At 67.7% G+C, this 17,414-nt stretch carries 18 protein-coding genes; 13 read left to right on the top strand and 5 right to left on the bottom strand.

Features of this window, described 5'->3' with window-relative positions:
• Positions 1–3: 3 nt before the first annotated feature.
• Positions 4–705 (top strand): DUF2889 domain-containing protein, encoded by a 702-nt coding sequence (locus G3M62_RS18545; RefSeq protein ID WP_205691894.1) that lies wholly within the window; start codon positions 4–6, stop codon positions 703–705.
• Between the two features lie 110 nt (positions 706–815).
• On the opposite strand, the gene G3M62_RS18540 is transcribed toward G3M62_RS18545, so the two are convergent.
• On the bottom strand, positions 816–1,649 hold the full coding sequence (locus G3M62_RS18540; RefSeq protein WP_165189697.1) for an IclR family transcriptional regulator: 834 nt from the start codon (positions 1,647–1,649) through the stop codon (positions 816–818).
• A gap of 412 nt (positions 1,650–2,061) precedes the next feature.
• Positions 2,062–3,288, bottom strand: coding sequence for a CaiB/BaiF CoA transferase family protein (locus tag G3M62_RS18535; protein ID WP_165189695.1), 1,227 nt, complete (start codon positions 3,286–3,288; stop codon positions 2,062–2,064).
• 245 nt (positions 3,289–3,533) lie between these two features.
• Between G3M62_RS18535 and G3M62_RS18530 the strand changes: the two genes are divergently transcribed.
• Positions 3,534–4,325, top strand: a complete 792-nt coding sequence (locus G3M62_RS18530; protein ID WP_165189693.1) for an SDR family oxidoreductase — start codon at positions 3,534–3,536, stop codon at positions 4,323–4,325.
• Between the two features lie 245 nt (positions 4,326–4,570).
• The gene (locus G3M62_RS18525) at positions 4,571–4,804 is read left to right on the top strand and encodes a hypothetical protein (RefSeq protein WP_165189691.1); all 234 of its coding nucleotides are present in this window, start codon (positions 4,571–4,573) and stop codon (positions 4,802–4,804) included.
• A 104-nt stretch (positions 4,805–4,908) separates the two neighbouring features.
• On the opposite strand, the gene G3M62_RS18520 is transcribed toward G3M62_RS18525, so the two are convergent.
• Together G3M62_RS18520 and G3M62_RS18515 are read right to left on the bottom strand one after the other, a co-directional pair.
• Complete coding sequence (locus G3M62_RS18520) at positions 4,909–5,364, bottom strand: MarR family winged helix-turn-helix transcriptional regulator (RefSeq protein ID WP_205691893.1); 456 nt, start codon at positions 5,362–5,364, stop codon at positions 4,909–4,911.
• 5 nt (positions 5,365–5,369) lie between these two features.
• Positions 5,370–6,626 carry an acetyl-CoA C-acetyltransferase gene (locus tag G3M62_RS18515; protein ID WP_165189689.1) on the bottom strand — a complete coding sequence of 419 codons (1,257 nt, stop codon included), beginning with the start codon at positions 6,624–6,626 and terminating at the stop codon, positions 5,370–5,372.
• Between the two features lie 272 nt (positions 6,627–6,898).
• Here G3M62_RS18515 and G3M62_RS18510 point away from each other — a divergent pair, with 272 nt between their 5' ends.
• Positions 6,899–8,569 carry an MFS transporter gene (locus tag G3M62_RS18510; RefSeq protein WP_165189687.1) on the top strand — a complete coding sequence of 557 codons (1,671 nt, stop codon included), beginning with the start codon at positions 6,899–6,901 and terminating at the stop codon, positions 8,567–8,569.
• A gap of 31 nt (positions 8,570–8,600) precedes the next feature.
• Positions 8,601–9,638: an NAD(P)H-dependent amine dehydrogenase family protein gene (locus G3M62_RS18505; RefSeq protein WP_165189685.1), complete on the top strand. Its 1,038-nt coding sequence runs from the start codon at positions 8,601–8,603 to the stop codon at positions 9,636–9,638.
• A 12-nt stretch (positions 9,639–9,650) separates the two neighbouring features.
• Here G3M62_RS18505 and G3M62_RS18500 read toward each other — a convergent pair whose 3' ends face one another.
• On the bottom strand, positions 9,651–10,280 hold the full coding sequence (locus G3M62_RS18500; RefSeq protein ID WP_165189683.1) for a TetR/AcrR family transcriptional regulator: 630 nt from the start codon (positions 10,278–10,280) through the stop codon (positions 9,651–9,653).
• Positions 10,281–10,392: 112 nt separating this feature from the next.
• On the opposite strand from G3M62_RS18500, the gene G3M62_RS18495 reads away from it, so the two are divergent.
• From G3M62_RS18495 to G3M62_RS18460, 8 genes are all read left to right on the top strand, one after another.
• On the top strand, positions 10,393–11,745 hold the full coding sequence (locus G3M62_RS18495; RefSeq protein WP_165189681.1) for a hypothetical protein: 1,353 nt from the start codon (positions 10,393–10,395) through the stop codon (positions 11,743–11,745).
• Entirely contained in the window at positions 11,742–13,151 is a 1,410-nt protein-coding gene (locus tag G3M62_RS18490) for an acyl-CoA reductase (RefSeq protein WP_165189679.1), read from the top strand. Before G3M62_RS18495 ends, G3M62_RS18490 begins: the two co-directional genes overlap by 4 nt.
• Positions 13,152–13,246: 95 nt before the next feature.
• Positions 13,247–14,002, top strand: coding sequence for an SDR family oxidoreductase (locus G3M62_RS18485; RefSeq protein WP_165189677.1), 756 nt, complete (start codon positions 13,247–13,249; stop codon positions 14,000–14,002).
• A 57-nt stretch (positions 14,003–14,059) separates the two neighbouring features.
• Positions 14,060–14,362 carry a DUF1330 domain-containing protein gene (locus tag G3M62_RS18480; RefSeq protein ID WP_165189675.1) on the top strand — a complete coding sequence of 101 codons (303 nt, stop codon included), beginning with the start codon at positions 14,060–14,062 and terminating at the stop codon, positions 14,360–14,362.
• A 2-nt stretch (positions 14,363–14,364) separates the two neighbouring features.
• Positions 14,365–15,204, top strand: coding sequence for an acid phosphatase (locus G3M62_RS18475; protein WP_205691892.1), 840 nt, complete (start codon positions 14,365–14,367; stop codon positions 15,202–15,204).
• Between the two features lie 28 nt (positions 15,205–15,232).
• Complete coding sequence (locus G3M62_RS18470; RefSeq protein WP_165189673.1) at positions 15,233–15,886, top strand: carboxymuconolactone decarboxylase family protein; 654 nt, start codon at positions 15,233–15,235, stop codon at positions 15,884–15,886.
• Between the two features lie 120 nt (positions 15,887–16,006).
• The gene (locus tag G3M62_RS18465; protein ID WP_165189671.1) at positions 16,007–16,237 is read left to right on the top strand and encodes a biotin/lipoyl-containing protein; all 231 of its coding nucleotides are present in this window, start codon (positions 16,007–16,009) and stop codon (positions 16,235–16,237) included.
• A gap of 8 nt (positions 16,238–16,245) precedes the next feature.
• A complete protein-coding gene (locus G3M62_RS18460; protein WP_165189669.1) occupies positions 16,246–17,349 on the top strand; it encodes a Gfo/Idh/MocA family protein in 1,104 nt (367 codons plus the stop codon).
• Positions 17,350–17,414: the final 65 nt, after the last annotated feature.

Below are 17,414 nucleotides of genomic sequence, written 5' to 3'. Positions count from 1 at the left end.
GAAGTGACCCAACCCGCGTTTCATCGCCATGTGCTCGTGACGCCGGGCGAGGGATGGGTCAGCGCCTGGGTCGAGGACGACTACCACCACATGGGCGTCACCCTGCGTCACGACGGCCAGACCATCGTCGGCGTCGAAGCCGACATGGTCCGCGCGCCCTGGTCGACCTGTCCGGGCGCGGTGCAGCAGCTGAGCGAGACCTTCACGGGCGCCAGGCTGGACGAGGCGGCCGCGCGGGGCGAGAAGCAGATGAACTGCACGCACCTGCACGACATGGCGGTGACCGCCGCCGCCCATGCGCGCGACGCCGCGCCGACCCGCTACGAGATCACGGTGACCGATGCGGTCGACGGCGTGCGCGTCGCCGAGATCACCCGCGAGGGCGCGTCGGCGCTGCGTCTCGTCGAGCGGGACAAGCTGGTTGAGGAACCCGCTGAGGCGGCCGGCAAGACCCTGTTCCAACTGGGCGAATGGATAGCCGCCCTGGACGAGCAAGGGCGCGAAGCGGCGCGCTTGCTGCGTTGGGCGGCCATCATCGCCCATGGCCGGGCGATCCCGATGGAGCGGCAGTCGGACGCCACGCGCATGCCCGCCAACTGCTTCACCTTCCAGCCAGGCCGCAAGGAGAAGGCGAGGCGGGTCGGCGCGGTGATGGACTTCTCCACGTCCGTTCGGCGGCCGCTGGGCGAGCGGGCCGCGACCTAGGTCACGGCGGCGCGCAAAAAAACACCGCCGGGCGGGGTTCGCCTGGCGGTGCTCGAGTTCCTAGATTTTATGGAGACGAGCCGACGCCAGGCACCGGCCCGAAAGGCTGGTTACATCGCCATCCCGGCCATGGCGGGCGTCGCGACGCTGGGGGGCACGAACAGCGGCTGGACCACGGACGAGGCGGCCTGCTCCTCGAAGCAGCGATCGACGGCGTCCTTCAGCGTTTGCAGCAGGGCGGTCGGATCGATGTGTTCGCTGGGCTCGTAGGCGAAGCCGATGGCCAGGGGCTGGTTCTGGGGCAGGCCCGGCAGCAGCATGGCGGTGAACTGGGCGTTGGAGTCGAAGCCCGCCACGTCCGTCACGGCGCCTTGCTCGTGGCACTGCTGGACCCGGGCGGCCAGGTCCGAAACGCAGAACTTGCGGTCCGCGGCGGCCTCGGCGTTCAGGCGGCGCAGCATGCTTTCGCGGCGCGGCTGGGGGATGGTCGACAGCAGCAGCCAGCCGGCCGCCGAGCAGGACAGGTGGTCCTTCTGGCCGCCGCAGATGCCGAAGGGGTTGGAGGTGCGCAGGGCGCGTTGGCCGCCGCGCCAGCTGTACAGCTGGACCTGCAGGCCGACCATGCCGAAGACGCCGACACCGAGGCCGGTCTGGGCGCTCAGGCGGTCGATCAGGCCGGTCAGGCGACCGTCACGCACCAGGCTGGGCTGGGCGGCGCGGCCCAGTAGGGCGGCGCGCGGAGTGGGGGAATAGGAGCGCGAGTGCGGGTCCTTGTAGAGCAGGCCCACCTCGACGAGGCAGTACAGCAGCTCCGAGGTGCTCGACTGGGGGCGGTCGAAGCGGCGGACGATGTCCATCACCGTCGCCTGGGGATGTTCCTCGTCGAAGAACTCCAGAACCTCGATCACGCGCTTGGCAAATTTGGCCTTGTTGGATCCGTTCATCGCCTGGGCCTCCCTGTATTTTTTTATAATAGACAGGAGTGTTCAATAAGACCGGAGGGTTGTCAACAAAGATGAGAGCCCCTCCGTTTTTAGCGCCTATCTCGCGGTCTGGGAAGGCGGCGATTTTCCTCCGTCCACGGGGGCGGGATATGGACGAGCATTTCCAGCACGCCGGCCGGTGGTGGCGGAGAGGGAATGATTTATCTATTTGTTCTGATTGAATTTTATGGCGCGGCGTCGGGCGCTCGCTTCGAGCCGGCCCGGTGAGCGGATGCGTTTTCGCCGGGCGCCGAGCGCTCGATTTCAGAGGCGGACGAACGCGCCGCATCGACGCCTCGAAGGGGCGTTGGCGGACGAAAACGAGCGCGATCCGATCGCGCCAGGCGCGACCGGATCGGATCCGCTCAATGGCCTAGGCGATGGCGCCCTTGGACTTCAGTTCCTCGATCCGGTCCCATTCCAGGCCCAGCTCCATCAGCACCAGTTCGGTGTGCTCGGAGGCCTGCGGCGAGCGAGTCGTCTGCACCGGCTGACCGTCGAACTGCACCGGTCCGCGCACCAGGCGCAGCGGCGCGCCGCCGTCGGCGCCCTCGACCTCGATGATCATGTCGTTGGCCACCGTCTGCTCGTCGGTGAGCAGATCCTCGAAGCTCTGGATCGGCGCCCACTGGCCCTTCATCGTCTTCAGGTGCTGGCGCCAGTAGGCGAAGGTCTGCTGGCCGAACGCCTTGACCAGGATGTCGCTGGCGGCGCCGGCGTTCTCGATCAGCAATAGCGGGTCCGCGAAACGCGGGTCGTCGCCGGCTTCCGGAACGCCCACGTGGGCGAACGTATCGCGGATCAGGCCGGTCGGGCTGACCATGCACAGGTTGATCGTGCCGCCGTCCGAGGTGCGGAAGTTGCCCATGAACGGATTGCGCAGCGACCCGCCGGAGGTGGGCATGGGATTGCGCGACAGAATGCCGGTCTCCATCACCTGCGAGATCAGGGCGCCCGAGGCCCACCAGGCGGCGCTCAGCAGCGAGACGTCCAGCTCGACGCCCTCGCCGGTCTTTTCGCGGTTGTAGAGGGCCGCGGCGATGCCGCCGGCGATGAACATGCCGCCGATCGAATCGCCGAAGGCCGGGATGCCCTGGGTCAGCGGACCGTCCATCTCGGCCGGGGTCATGGCGTGGGCTACACCGCTGCGCGACCAGAAGCAGGTGCCGTCGAAGCCGCCGATCTCGCGCTCGGGACCCTTGTTGCCCAGGGCGCTGCCGCGCGCATAGATGATGTTCGGATTGACCGCGCGGATGTGCTCGACGTCGAACTTGTTCTTCTGGCGCACCTGCGGAAGGTAGTTGGTCAGGAACACGTCGGCGGTCTTGGCCAGCTCGTAGAGCACCTCTTGGCCCTCGGGAGTCGAGACATCGATGCCGACGCTGCGCTTGCCGCGGTTGGGGTGCTCGAACAGCGTGTGACGCAGGGGGTCCAGCTTGACCCCGCCCATGTTGAGGAAGCCGCGCTGGGTGTCGCCGCGCACGGGGTGCTCGACCTTGATCACGTCCGCGCCCCAGTCGGCCAGAACGCCGCCGGCCGCCGGCACGAAGGTGAACTGGGCCACCTCCAGAACGCGCACGCCTTTCATGACCTGGGTCATGGACTTCCCCTCATCTCGATCAGGCCGAACAAGGGGCCGATACTTCAACGAAAACTAGAAGCTGGGGCGATGGCGGCAACCCGTGAGGGCCCTTGCCGGCGCGGCTATCGCGGGCGCGATGCGCGAGCGGGGCTTAACGCCCTGGCGATATCCCGTGGGGGTTCGTGGGGCGCCGGTTGAGCACCGGCCGCTGGAGGCGATAGCTGCGACAAAACCGGGCTCGGCTCGGACCAGGGAGAAGCATCATGAAAATCGACTCGTCGCTTTCCGCCGTCGTCACCGGCGGCGCATCGGGCCTGGGCCTGGCGACCGCGCAAGCCCTGCTGGCGGCCGGCGTCAAGGTCGCGATTTTCGACATCAACGAGGAGAGCGGCCAGAAGGTCGCCGACGACATCGGCGCGCTGTTCTGCAAGGTCGATATCACCTCCGAGGACAGCGTGGTGGCCGGCTTCGAGAAGGCTCGCGCCGCCAACGGCCAGGAGCGCGTGCTGGTCCACTGCGCCGTCGTCACCAAGGGCGGCAAGACCGTCTCCAAGGACAAGGAAACCGGCGGGTTCAAGCGGTTTTCGACCGAGGACTACGCCTTCTCGGCCCAGGGCGTGCTGGTCGCCAGCTATCGGGTCGCCTCGATCGCCGCGCTGGGCATGGCGTCGCTGGAGCCGCTGGAAGACGGCGAGCGCGGTTCGATCATCCTGACCTCCAGCGCCGCCGCCCAGGACGGGCAGGTGGGCCAGATCGCCTACGGGTCGCTGAAGGCCGGCGTGAACGGCCTGGTGTTGCCGATGGCGCGGGACCTGATGGATCTGGGCATCCGCGTCAATTCGGTGATGCCTGGCATCTTCGCCACCCCGCCGATGCTGCGGTTCAAGGACATGAACCCGGCCATGTGGGACGCCCTGAACCAGTCGGTGCCGTTTCCCAAGCGCCTGGGCAAGCCGGAGGAGTTCGCCAGCCTGGTCCTGGAGCTGGCGCGCAACACCTACTTCAACGCCCAGACGATCCGCCTGGACGGGGCGATCCGGATGCCGCCGCGCTGATCGCGCGGCCGGCCTTCCGACGGATCATCTGACGGCCCCGCCGGACCTCGGCGGGGCCGTTTCGATTCATCGCGGTCGAGCTTCTTGTGCGGTGCGGCAAGAACGGGCTTGACTGTGAGAATATACTAACCTAGATTAGCATTATCAGCCGATAGAATCGGCGCTTGTGTGAACACGGAGCTACGGTTGTGAAAAAGTTTGGCCTCATCCTTGCCCTGGCCGCCATCTTGCCGGTTACGGCGCTCGTGAGCGTCGAACCCGCCATGGCGCAGGACGCCCTGGCCAAGGCGATGGTCGGCAAGCTGCTGTACGACGCCGACGGCAAGAAGCTGGCCGCCATCTACAAGCTCGACGCCAAGGGTTCGCCGCAGATCCTGCTGGAAGGCAAGATGGTCACGGTGCCGCTGGCGACCCTCAAGAAGGACGACGACAAGTTCGCGACCAGCCTGACCAAGAAGGACCTGATGACGCAGAACTGAATGAAGTTGGCGGGTGTCCTCCCGCGAGCCGTCGGTGGCGATCCATCGACACACTTCAGGAGCCGCGACCCCCGTCGCGGCTCCTTTTTCGTGGGCGGTGGCCCTTATTTCGGGCTGGCGATGTTGGCGGCGATCTTGCTGAGGTAGCCGTCCAACTGCTTCAGGTCGTCGTCGCTAAAGCCGGCGAAGACGATTTTCTCGTGCTCGCCGGCCACCGACGAGATCTTGTCCAGGATCGCGCTGGAGGCTTCGGTCAGGTTGATGCAATAGGCGCGGCGATCGTCTTCCTTCGGGCGCCGCTCCAGCAGGCCGTCGACACAGAGCCGGTCGATCAGTCGGCCGGCGGCCGCTTCCGACATTTCCAGGATCTCGGCGATCTCGCGCTGGGTCGCGGCTGGGCGCCGGGCGATCACCGCGATCAGCGTCCATTGCGAGCGGGTGACGCCGATGTCGACGACGGCCTGGTCGAAGCGCTTGTGCAGCTGGCGCGTCAGCACCGTCATCTTCAGCGAAATGGCGCGCCGGCTGCCGGGGGCTTGCTTGTCGAGTTCTGTCTTCACGCGTTTCAGAGACGTTCGATGATGATCGCCGGAGCCATGCCCCCGGCCGCGCACATGGTGATCAGGCCGTAGCGCCCGTTCGAGCGCTCCAGTTCGTCCAGCGCGGTGCCGATCAGGACCGCGCCGGTCGCGCCGATCGGGTGGCCCAGGGCGATCGCGCCGCCGTTGGGATTAACCTTCGAACGGTCCAGATCCAAGTCCCGAATGAACTTCTCGACCACGACGGCGAAGGCCTCGTTGACCTCGAAGACGTCGATGTCGGCCGTGGTCAGTCCGGCCTTGGCCAGCACCTTCCTGGCCGCCGGCACCGGGCCGTTCAGCATCAGGGTCGGATCGTCGCCGACATTGGCGGTGGCGACGATGCGGGCGCGCGGCTTCCAGCCCTGCTTTTCGGCATAGTCCTTGGAGGCCAGCAGGATCGCCGCCGCGCCGTCCACCACGCCCGAGGAGGTGCCCACATGGTGCACGGCCTCGAAGTCCAGGTCGGGATATTTCTGGTTGATCAACTGCTTGAACGTGGCGCCGCCCGGGCTGGACGGGATGTCGTAGAACGCCGCGAAGGCCGGCTTGATCTGGGACAGGCCCTCCAGAGAGGTGTCGGGGCGCGGATACTGCTCGCGGTCGAGGATCACGGCGCCTTCGTCGTCGATCACCGGAACGGTCGACTTGGCGAAGCGGCCCTCGGCCAGGGCGACGGCGGCGCGGCGCTGGCTCTCGACGCCGAACGCGTCCAGTTCCTGGCGGCTGATGCCTTCCATGGCCGCGATCGCATCGGCGGCGACGCCCTGGTTGGTCTGCGGATGCTTGGCCTGAAGGCGCGCATTGCCGGTGCCCAGGCCGCTGGCGGCGTTCACCTTGGCCTCGCGCAGCTTCATGCCGTAGTCGGTGACGTGGCTCATCATCTCGGTGCCGCCGGCGATGACGAGATCTTCCATGCCCGACATGATCTGGGCCGCCGCCAGGTTGGTGGCGGTGATGCCCGAGCCGCAGAAGCGGTCCAGGGTCACGCCGCTGGCCTTGACGTCGAAGCCCGCGTCCAGCGCGGCCATCCGGCCGATGTCGCCGCCTTGCAGACCCGTCTGAGCGCTGGTGCCCCAGATGATGTCGTCGACCTCTTCGGTCTTGATGGCGTTGCGTTCCTTGAGCGCGGCGAGCACCGCCGCGGCCAGATGCTGGGGATGCATGCCCGAATAGGCGCCCTTGCCGGTTTTGCCGATCGCGCGGGGAGTTCTGACGGCGTCGATGATGTAGGCTTCAGCCATTTCTTTTTCTCCTGCGGGCCGCGCGAGGGGCCTCATCGGATATGGCATGCAGGCCCGGCCCGCGCCACCCTCTCACCAATCGCGGCGGCGATGGTTGGTGTCCGGTCAGCGTCTCGGCGATCCTATAAAGAACAACATAATCAAATGGATGGTCGCGGACCTCTTCGGCCTGGACCGGCCTTGTCCAGGCGGTTCGGCTTTCCTCCCACGGTGCGCGCGGATACCAATTTGGCAAGAGACGGATCACGCACTGAACAGGGGTGAACTCCGCGATGGCAGGGGAAGACGACGGGACGCCGACGGGGTCGGGCGGCGCATTCGAACCGCTGCGCGAACCCGTGTTTCGAAACATCTGGTCGGCCAGCGTCCTGTCCAATTTCGGGCAACTGATCCTGGGGGTGGGCGCGGCCTGGGAGATGACCCGGCTGACCTCGTCGGCCAGCCTGGTGGCCATGGTCCAGACGGCGCTGATGCTGCCCCTGATGCTGGCGTCCGTGCCGGCGGGCGCGGTGGCCGACATGTTCGACCGGCGCAAGATCGCGATGCTGGGCCTGGGCTTTTCGGTCGCTTGCGGAACGCTGCTGACCGTGCTGGCCTGGCTGGGCCTGACCTCGCCTTGGGTGCTGCTGAGCTTCTGCTCGCTGATCGGCGCCGGCGTGGCGCTGTACAGCCCGTCGTGGCAAGCCTCGATCAGCGAGCAGGTGCCGCCCGCCCAGCTGCCAGCCGCCATCGCCCTGGGCTCGATCAGCTACAACTTCGCGCGCAGCTTCGGCCCGGCCCTGGGCGGCCTGATCGTCCTGGCGATGGGGGCCAAGGCGGCGTTCGCGGTCAATGCGGTATGCTATCTGCCGCTGCTGGCGGCCTTCTTCCTGTGGAAGCGGCGGCATGTGCCGTCGCGCCTGCCGCCCGAGCGGATCGACCGGGCCATCGTGTCCGGCGGACGCTATGCCCTGCATTCGGGACCGGTGCGCACCGTCCTGGTCCGCGCCTTCCTGTTCGGCTTCGCCGGCGCCTCGGCCTCGGCCCTGGCGCCGCTGATCGCCAAGGACCTCCTGCACGGCGACGCCGGCGCCTATGGTGTCCTGTTGGGGTCGAGCGGCGTCGGGGCCGTGGCCGGCGCCCTGATGGTCAGCCGGGTGCGCGAGCGGCTGAGCAACGAGACGGCGACGCGGATCCTGGCCTTGATATCCGGCCTGGCGATCATCCTGGTGGGCTTCAGCCACATGCTGTGGCTGACCTGCGTGGGCCTGTTCCTGGCCGGAGCGGGCAACATCCTGACCATTGCCCTGTTCAACATCTCGGTTCAGCTGGCCTCGCCACGCTGGGTGACGGCCCGGGCCCTGTCGCTGTTTTCCTCGGCCCTGACGGGCGGCATCGCGGTGGGCGCGATCGTGTGGGGCGTGGTGGCCAACGGCTGGTCGGTGCAGGTGGCGGTGGTCGCCTCGGGCGCGGCCCTGTGCGCCACGCCGCTTCTGGCGTTCGTGTTCCGGCTGCCGGAAGCAGCCGTCGGCGGGGTCGAGGCGGTGCAGATCGGCAATGAGCCCGAGGTCGCCATGGCGTTGACCCTGCGCTCGGGCCCGGTGGTGATCGAGATCGACTATCGGGTCCATCCGGACCAGGCGCGGCCCTATTACGACGCCATGCTGAAGGTCCAGCGCACGCGGATGCGCAACGGGGCCTTCAACTGGTCGATCTCGCGCGACGTCGCCGATCCGGCCCTGTGGACCGAGCGCTATCAGTTCCCCACCTGGGGCGACTATCTGCGCATGCGCGACCGCTTCACCCAGGCCGATTTCGCCGTCCAGGCGGACGTGGAGGCCTTCCTGCTGGAAGGCTCGACCAAGGTGGTCCGGCGCCGGCTGGAGCGCCCGCTGGGTTCGGTGCGTTGGCGGGCGGACTCGCCGGATCCCAAGCAGGAAACCGTGGGCTATCTGGCCCCATAAACAACGAAAACAAAGATTTAGGAGAGGGCGCGTGGCGAAACCTTATCGCATCATCCAGTGGGCGACCGGCAATATCGGTGCGCGCGCCTTGCGCGCCGTCATCGAGCATCCGGAACTGGAGCTGGCCGGGCTGTGGGTCAGCTCGGAGGCCAAGGCCGGCAAGGACGCCGGCGTGCTGGCCGGCGTCGCGCCGTGCGGCGTGATCGCCACCAACTCGGTCGACGAGATGGTGGCCGTCCAGGCCGACTGTGTCCTCTACATGCGCCAAGGCACCGACATCGACGAGATCTGCCGCCTGCTGGCCTCGGGCAAGAACGTTGTCACCACCCGCGGCGACTTCCACCATCCGCGCGGCATGGATCCGGCGGTGCGGGACAAGATCGAGACGGCTTGCAAGACGGGGAACAGCTCGATCTACAGCACCGGCTCCAGCCCCGGCTTCGTGACCGAGGCGCTGGCCATTCCGCTGCTGTCGCTGTCGCGCCGCCTGGACTGCCTGACGATCGAGGAGTTCGCGGACATGTCCAGCCGCAACTCGCCCGAACTCCTGTTCTACGTGATGGGCTACGGCGCGCCGATCGGCGAATTCGACCAGCGCAAGGTCGACTATGTGAAGCACGACTTCGCCGCCTCGCTGGCCCAGATCGCCGACGGGATCGGCGTCGAGATCGACGAGTGGACCGCGACCGGCGAGATGTCGGCGGCGGCCAACAAGGTCGAGATCGCGGCCGGGGTGATCGAGAAGGGCCAGGTCGCGGCCCAGCGGATCACCATCTCGGGGATGCGCGACGGCCAGCCCGTGCTGCGCTTCCGCGCCAACTGGTACTGCTCGCGCGACATCGAGCACACCGACTGGGAGCTGCGCGAATCCGGCTGGCGCATTCGGGTCGAAGGCGACACGCCGCTGGACGTCGGCATCACCTTCCCGGTCGCCCCGGAGGACTACGCCGCCTTCACCCCGGGCCTGACCGCCCACCGGGCCGTGAACGCCATCGCGGCCGTGTGCGCGGCGCCGGCGGGCATCCGCACCACCACCGACCTGCCCCAGGTGATCGCGCGCTTCCCGTAGTCAGGGCCGCGGTCAGCGCGGCCGCGCGCCGTCGAGGAACAGCCGGACCGCGAAGACGATCCGGTCCTCGATGTCGCGTGGGTCCAGCGCGTTGCCCGAGACGATGATGCGTACCGGCCCGCTGACGGCCATGCTCATGAACACGTTGGCGGCCATGTCCGGGCGGTCCAGTCGAATCGTCCCGGCCGCGTCGTGCTTGCGCAGCAGGGCGGCCAGGACGTCGATCACCGGCTTGGTGGCCTGGTCGTAGGCCATCGAGAAGATCGCCGGGAAGCGGTAGGACTCGGTGTTGATGATCCGCTGCAGCCGCAGGCCTTGCGGCGTCATGACATTGCCGACGCGCAGGCGGGCGATAGCGATCAGGGCCGCTTCCAGGTCGCTGTCGTCGATCCCGTCCAGGGGCGTGATCGACCGTTCGATCGCCCGCTGCACCGAGGCCAGGAACAGCGCGGCCTTGTCGGGATAGCGCGCATACACCGTGCGCTTGGTCATGCCGACCGAGGCGGCGACGGCCTCCATCGTCGTCAGCTCGAACCCCTGCTCCAGGAACATGTCCAGGGCGGCGTCCAGCAGTTCGCCCTGGCGCGCCTGCGCCTGCTCGGCCGTCGGCCGGCCGGCGCGCGGCCTAGCGATGTCGGTCATGCGCGGACCTTCGAAAATTCACTTGCTCTTCCCGACCCGTTCGTCAAAATGAAACGCATAAGGTGCCATTAATGGCCAGCGCGAAACCAAGCCGCCATTCGGGAGATAGACAATGGAAGAGGCGAGGGACAGGCTGATTGGCTTGGCGGAGGCGGGCAACCGCTTCGACATCCCGCACGACCAGATCGCGGACGCTCAGCTCCAGGCGATCGACGCGCTGTTCCAGGATCGCAGGGATCGCATCAAGCTGCTGGGTCATCGCGCCCGCGAGGCGGGGATCGACGCGGTGCGGACCCTGGCCGACGTGGTCCCGCTGCTGTTCCCGCACACCGCCTACAAGAGCTATCCCGAGAGCTTTCTGATCGAGGGCAAGTGGGACCGGCTGATCAAGTGGCTGGGCACGATCTCGCCGTATCCGATCGCGGCGATCGACACGGCGGACATCGCCGACATCGACGACTGGATCGCCCGGCTACAGGCCGCCGGCCACTTCATCTCGTGCTCCAGCGGCACCACCGGCAAGTCGGCGATGCTGATCGCCTCGGAGCGGGACATGGCCTGGTCTAGGGTCGACACGGTCCAGGCCTTCGCCTGGGGCTCGGGCGTGACGCCGCTTCAGGACCGCAAGATGATCGGCTGCGCGCCGGTGGCGGCGGTGGCCAAGAACATCATCATCGGCCAGGCCCAGTACGACGCTTTCTCCGATCCGAAATGGCCCCGGTTCGACTATCCCGTGCCGCCGATCACCGTGGGCGCTCTGACCAGGATGGTGGTCATGCGCAAGACGATCGCCGACGGCTCGGCCCGGCCCGAGGAGATCGCCGACTTCGAACGCACCTCGCGCGAGCGGCAGGCGGTGGTGGACGCCGCCATCGACCTGACCGCCGACGCGGTCATCGAGAACCGCGACAAGAAGCTCTACGTCTCGGGCCTGTGGAGCGGGCTTTATGCGGTGGCCAAGACCGTGCGCGAGCGCGGCTTCGGCGCGGCCGACTTCCATCCCGACAACTGCATCTATGTGGGCGGCGGACTGAAGCGCGCCCTGCTGCCGGACGACTATCAGGCCGTCGTGCACGAGACCTTCAACATCCCGCCGGGCCGCCACTTCCAGAACTACAGCATGCAGGAGCTGAACTCGGCGATGCCCAAGTGCCAGCGGGGCGGGCGCTATCACGTGCCGCCGTGGATCGTGCCGCTGATCCTCAACAAGGACGGCGACGCCCTGGCGCCGTACGTCGAGGGCGAGGAGATCGAGGGCAGGGCGGCCTTCTTCGACCTGTCGCTGGACGGCCGCTGGGGCGGGGTGATCACGGGCGACAAGATCGCGCTGGATTACCGCCCCTGCGCCTGCGGCCACGCGGGTCCGTCGATCCGCGACGACATCGTCCGCTACGCCGACCTGGAAGGCGACGACAAGATCGGCTGCGCCGGCACGGTCGACGCCTATGTGCGAGGGGTGTCATGAGCCTGATGGAAGCCAAGGTTGAGGCGGACCCCATCCACGTGGATCACTTCATCCGCGGCCGGCTGGTCAGCGGCGACGCGGTCAAGCACCGGTCGCGCGACCTGGGCGTCGACTTCGTGACCCCGACCATCGACCTGGACGCCCTGGTCGCCCCCCGCTCCGAGCTGCCACCGCTGTTGGACACGCCGCTGAGCGAGATCGTCGACTTCCTGGTCGAGGCTGGCCAGCGGATGAGCCTGGACACCAACCCCTATCTGCAGGCCGCGCTGGAACACACGGTCAAGGTCAACCCGCTACCCCGGCGGGTGGTCGAGAACCTGTTCCGCCGCGCCCAGCACTTCCTGACCCGCGAGGGGCTGATGTGCGGCGTCGAGACCAGCTTCATCGATCCGAAGGCGCTGGACGGCTGGGTCGAGCGCACCGACCTGCACGGAAACAAGGGCGCGCTGCGGGCCTTCCCGCCGCGCATGGTGCACATGCTGGCTGGCAATTCGCCGACCGGCTGCATCTCGTCGATCGCCCAGGGCGCGCTGGTCAAGGCGATCAACGTCTTCAAGATGCCGTCCAGCGACCCGTTCACCTGCGTGGCCATGCTGCGCACGATGGCCGACGTCGATCCCGAGCATCCGGTCGTCAAATCGATGTCGGCGGTCTACTGGCGCGGCGGCGACGAGCGGATCGAGGGCACGCTATATCGCCCGCAGTATTTCGACAAGATCGTCGCCTGGGGCGGCGGCGACGCGATCAAGAATGTCCTGAAATATGTCGGCCCCGGCCTCCAGCTGGTGTCGTTCGATCCGAAGACCTCGATCTCGATGATCGGGCCCGAGGGGTTCGAGTCCCCTGAGGTGATCGACGCGGTCGCCGAGGCCGCCGCCATCGACGTGGCGACCATGAACCAGGAAGCCTGCCTGGCCAGCCGGTTCATCTTCGTCGAGGGCGAGCGCGCGGGCGTAGAGGCGTTCTGCGCGCGGCTTCAGGACCGTCTGGCCGTCGATCGCGAGACCTCGTCGGAGTTCGCTCATCCCCTGCCGGTCGAGACCCGCGAGGAGATCGAGATGCTGGCGCTGATGGACGACGAGACGAAGGTTTGGGGTAAGCCCGACGGCCGGGGTCTGGTGATCCTGACCGACGAGCCGGTCGACTTCCACCCCAGCAACAAGACCGCCAATGTGGTCCATGTGGCCTCGTTGGACAGCGCGATCCGCTACGTCAATGTCGCCACCCAGACCATCGGCGTCTATCCGCCCGAGTGCAAACGGGCGATGCGCGATCGGCTGGCCAGCGCGGGGGCGCAGCGTGTCGTGCGGCTGGGCGGGGCGGCCAAGCACGTGATGGGCGGGGCCCATGACGGCATGCTGCCTCTGCAGCGCTTCGTGCACTGGATGAGCGACGAGGACGCCTGAGCGATATCTGAAGCGATCGGCCGGCAAGCGCTCGACGCGGCGGGAACGTCTGCGCACTCTCCGCTGAACGACTGTACAGCATTAGGGAGAAGGCAATGTCGGGAAGCCTGTCGGGCAAGGTCGCCCTGGTCACCGGAGCGTCGTCGGGCATCGGCGAGGCGGCGGCGATCGCCCTGGCCCAGGCCGGCGTCCAGGTGGCCCTTTCCGCCCGCCGCACCGACCGGCTGGACGACCTGGTTCGGCGGATCGAGGCGGCCGGCGGCAAGGCGCTGGCCCTGCCTGGCGACGTCTCGGTGGAGGGGCAGGCCGTGGCGGCCGTCGAGGACACGATCGCTCGGCTGGGCCGCATCGACATCCTGGTCAACTCGGCCGGGGTGATCCAGGCGGGCGGCGTCGAGAGCCTGCCGACCGAGGAGTGGCGCCGGGTCATCGACATCAACCTGATGGGCACGCTCTACACCTGCAAGGCCGCGATCGGTCCGATGAAGGCGCAAGGTGCGGGCGACATCATCAACATCTCCTCGACCGCCGGCCGCCGGGCGGCGGGCGTCTTTGGCCCCTATTCGACCAGCAAGTTCGGCCTGACCGGCCTGACCGAGGGCCTGCGCCAGGAAGTCGGCGGGGCCGGTATCCGGGTCAGCATCGTCGAGCCCGGAGCGACCCAGACCGAGGTGGCGACGGGCATCAGCGATCCCACCATGCGGGCCGCGATGACCCAACACGTCGGCAAGGAAGGGGTGATGCAGCCGTCCGATATCGCTGAAGCGATCGTTTTCATCGCCTCCCTGCCAGCCCGCGCGAACGTCTCCCAAATCTTGATAAGACCAACGATCGATACGGCCGCGATGTAGTCCAGACCTTTGAGTTGGGGCGACGCCCCAGCCCGCGCACTGACGGTGAAAAGCGCTATGCCCGCCTACATGCTGTTCTTGCGCGAAGACGCCGTCACCGATCCGGAGGCGCTGAAGACCTACAGCGCGATGAACCGCCAGAACGCCGGCGGCTTCGTCGAAAAGTACGGCCTCAAGCCCTTGGCCGTGTACGGCGCGTCCGAGGCGTTCGAGGGCGACAATCCCGACGGCGTCATCATCTTGGAGTTCCCCAGCGCCGACGACGCTCGCGCCTGGTACGGCAGCCCGGAATACCAGGCGGCCTTGGTTCACCGCAAACGCGGCGCGGAATACCGGGCGCTGCTGATCGAAGGGCTTTGAGCATGGCGACCAAGATGATGACCCTGAAGTTCACTCTCGCCGCCGCTCTGGTGATCACCGCCGCCGGCGGCGCGCTGGCGGCCCAATCGGCTGGCCAGTCGACGCCGCCGTCGGTCGCGCCGTCGACGCCGTCCAGGCTGCCGCAGGGCTATCTGGCCAGCGCCGCGCCGGCCGACAGTCTGCTGTTGTCGCCCGCGCCTCCGGCCGCCGGATCGGTCGCCGAGGCGCGCGACATCGAAGCCTCCAAGGCGGCGCTGGCCCTCAAGGGCGGACCCCGCTGGACCCTGGCGACCACCGACGCGGACCTGTGGCGACCGGATGTCACGGCCGTGTTCGCCTGCGCGGCCGGTCGCGACATCGGCCCGCAATCGACGCCGGCCACGGACAAGCTGCTGCGCAAGACCTTCGCGGACCTGGGTCTTTCGACCTCGGCGATCAAGAAGCAGTACCAGCGCGGCCGGCCGTTCATGACCAACGGCCAGCCGACCTGCACGCCCGACATGGAGCCGATGCTGCGCAAGGACGGCTCCTATCCCTCGGGCCATAGCGCCATCGGCTATGGCTGGGGCCTGATCCTGGCCGAGTTGCTGCCCGACCACGCCAACGCCATCGTCGCGCGCGGCCGGGCCTTCGGCGACAGCCGCCGGATCTGCAACGCCCACTGGCTGAGCGACATCGAGGAAGGCCGCATCGCCGCCGCGGCGGTGGTGGCCCGGCTGCACGCCGATCCGGCCTTCCGCGCCGGCCTCGAGGCCGCGAAGGCCGAGCTTGCCGCCTTGCCGGCCAAGCCGCCCAGCCGCGACTGCGCCGCCGAGGCGGCGGCGCTGGCGCTCACCCAATAGTATTCAGTCAGAGACCCCGGAGACTTCCATGAGCGACATCAAGCCTCGCATCCTGCCGCTGCCCCGCGCGGAATGGACCGACGACGCGCGCGAGGTCTTCGCCTTCTGGGGCGAGCCCAACGCCTGGGAGGAAGGCTCCAAGACCAACATCATCTCGGTGATGGGCAACCACCCGCCGCTGGGCAAGGCGTACAACGCCTGGAGCAAGCATCTGCTGATGGAGAACACGCTGTCGACGCGGTTCCTGGAGCTGATCATCCTGCGCGTCGCCTGGCGGGTGAAGTCGTTCTACGAGTGGCACAACCACGTCGGCTACGGCCTGAACGCCGGCCTCACCCTGGAAGAGATCGCCGCGATTCGCGACTACCCGAAGGGCGGGGCCTGGAGCGAGGTGGACAAGGTGGTGCTGCGCTCGGTCGACGAACTGATCGACGACGGCAATCTCAGCGACGCCACCTGGGACACGCTGGGCAAGTTCTTCGACAAGCATCAGAAGATGCATCTGATCTTCTCGATCGGTCACTACGTGATGACCAGCTGGGTGCTGGCGGTCATGGGCGTGCAGATCGAGGGCGGCGCCGACCAGATCGGCTTCGACCTGAAGACCAAGTCGGGCAAGATTCCGGGCAAGACCTACAAGCCCGGCGAGACCGAGGATTGGGTCGATACGCGTGGCTACTGACGGCCGTATCGCCGCGACGATATCCGGGGCCGGCGACCTGTTTTGCGCAGGGCGCCGCGCCGCGCGCGCGCTAGGTAGAAGGTCGAAAACCTCTAGTCCGACCTAGGAAAGACCGCGACCATGGCCACCGACATCCTGCTTCCCAAGCTCGGCTTTTCGATGACCGAAGCCCAGATCGCCGAATGGCTCGTCGCGGATGGCGCCCATGTTACCGAAGGCCAGCCGCTGTATTCGCTGGAGGCCGACAAGTCGACCAACGAGGTCGAGGCCCCGGCCAGCGGCACCCTGCGGATCATCGCCCAGATCGGCGAGATCTACGAAGTCGGCACCGTCCTGGGCACCATCGAGTAGGCCTTCTAATGACGCTCCGGGTCGGGATCATCAGCGCGGCCTGGGGCGGTTTCGCGCACCTGCCCGCCTGGCGCGCCATTCCGGGCGTCGAGGTCACGGCGATCTGCACGTCGCGTCGCGAGACGGCGGAAGCCGCGGCGACGCGACTGAAGATCGACCGGCCGTTCTGGGACTTCCAGGCGCTGTGCGCCGATCCCGACATCGACATCATCGACTGCGGCACCCGGCCGTCGGTGCGCAAGCCGATGGTGTTGGCGGCCCTGGCTGCCGGCAAGCACGTCTACAACGCCAGCCCGCACGCGCCCGACTGGGCCGGTGCGAAGGAGATCGACGCGGCCTGGCGCGCCGGCGGGAGCGTCGGCGTGGTCGACGCCTTCTCCGAATGGATCCCCGCCCATCGCCAGATGAAGGCGATGGTCGACGAGGGCTATCTGGGCCGGCCGATGGGCGGGACCTGCCAGTTCAGCATCTCGCTGTTCAACCAGCCCAACAAGCAGTTCCCCTACAACTGGTTCGCGCAGGCGGGGCAGGGCGTGTCGGCGGTGCGCAACAACGGCAGCCACGCGCTCTACATGCTGCTGCACCTGTTCGGCCCGATCACGGAACTGGTGGCCGACGACACTCAGATCCTACGCGAGTGGGTGTTTGCGGACGGCGACAAGATCACGCCCCAGACCAACGACCTGGCCAATGTCATCCTGAAGTTCGCCAACGGCTTGACGCTGCCGATGCAGATCAGCTGGAGCCTGCCGCTGCACGTGGGTTGGCTGCTCGACGTGGCGGGTGAGAAGGGCCGGCTGGTCGCTTCGTCGCCCACCTTCCCGACGTCGCGCGATTGCATCCTGCGCGGCGGGCAGTTGGGCGGTGGTCTGGAGACCATCGCCATTCCCGACGCCTTCAAGTCCGTGCCCGGGATCGGCCTGGACTGGCAAAGCGAGCCTCAACCCAGCTTCCCGATGGCGCTGTCGATGCGGCGCATGGTCGAGGCGATCCAAGGCGGCGGTAAGCCATCGCCGGACTTCGCGCGGGCCCTGGAGGTCGAGCGCCTGCAGGAGGCGATCCGGGTTTCGAGCGCCGAGCGCCGCTGGGTGAAGCTGGCCGACGTCGTCTGACGCCGGGACGAAATGAAGAGGTCGGGCGAGCGATAACGAGCGCGCGCCGCCCGAGGTCCAGATCC

Source organism: Caulobacter soli (assembly GCF_011045195.1).
Classification (GTDB): Bacteria; Pseudomonadota; Alphaproteobacteria; order Caulobacterales; family Caulobacteraceae; genus Caulobacter; species Caulobacter soli.
This window is presented reverse-complemented; position numbering and strand designations above follow the sequence as displayed.

Coding starts and splice junctions, on each gene's coding strand:
- G3M62_RS18540 (WP_165189697.1), bottom strand. CDS start 1,649: ATGAACGGATCCAACAAGGCCAAATTTGCCAAGCGCGTGATCGAGGTT.
- G3M62_RS18535 (WP_165189695.1), bottom strand. CDS start 3,288: ATGACCCAGGTCATGAAAGGCGTGCGCGTTCTGGAGGTGGCCCAGTTC.
- G3M62_RS18530 (WP_165189693.1), top strand. CDS start 3,534: ATGAAAATCGACTCGTCGCTTTCCGCCGTCGTCACCGGCGGCGCATCG.
- G3M62_RS18515 (WP_165189689.1), bottom strand. CDS start 6,626: ATGGCTGAAGCCTACATCATCGACGCCGTCAGAACTCCCCGCGCGATC.
- G3M62_RS18510 (WP_165189687.1), top strand. CDS start 6,899: ATGGCAGGGGAAGACGACGGGACGCCGACGGGGTCGGGCGGCGCATTC.
- G3M62_RS18500 (WP_165189683.1), bottom strand. CDS start 10,280: ATGACCGACATCGCTAGGCCGCGCGCCGGCCGGCCGACGGCCGAGCAG.
- G3M62_RS18495 (WP_165189681.1), top strand. CDS start 10,393: ATGGAAGAGGCGAGGGACAGGCTGATTGGCTTGGCGGAGGCGGGCAAC.
- G3M62_RS18490 (WP_165189679.1), top strand. CDS start 11,742: ATGAGCCTGATGGAAGCCAAGGTTGAGGCGGACCCCATCCACGTGGAT.
- G3M62_RS18485 (WP_165189677.1), top strand. CDS start 13,247: ATGTCGGGAAGCCTGTCGGGCAAGGTCGCCCTGGTCACCGGAGCGTCG.
- G3M62_RS18480 (WP_165189675.1), top strand. CDS start 14,060: ATGCCCGCCTACATGCTGTTCTTGCGCGAAGACGCCGTCACCGATCCG.
- G3M62_RS18475 (WP_205691892.1), top strand. CDS start 14,365: ATGGCGACCAAGATGATGACCCTGAAGTTCACTCTCGCCGCCGCTCTG.
- G3M62_RS18470 (WP_165189673.1), top strand. CDS start 15,233: ATGAGCGACATCAAGCCTCGCATCCTGCCGCTGCCCCGCGCGGAATGG.
- G3M62_RS18465 (WP_165189671.1), top strand. CDS start 16,007: ATGGCCACCGACATCCTGCTTCCCAAGCTCGGCTTTTCGATGACCGAA.
- G3M62_RS18460 (WP_165189669.1), top strand. CDS start 16,246: ATGACGCTCCGGGTCGGGATCATCAGCGCGGCCTGGGGCGGTTTCGCG.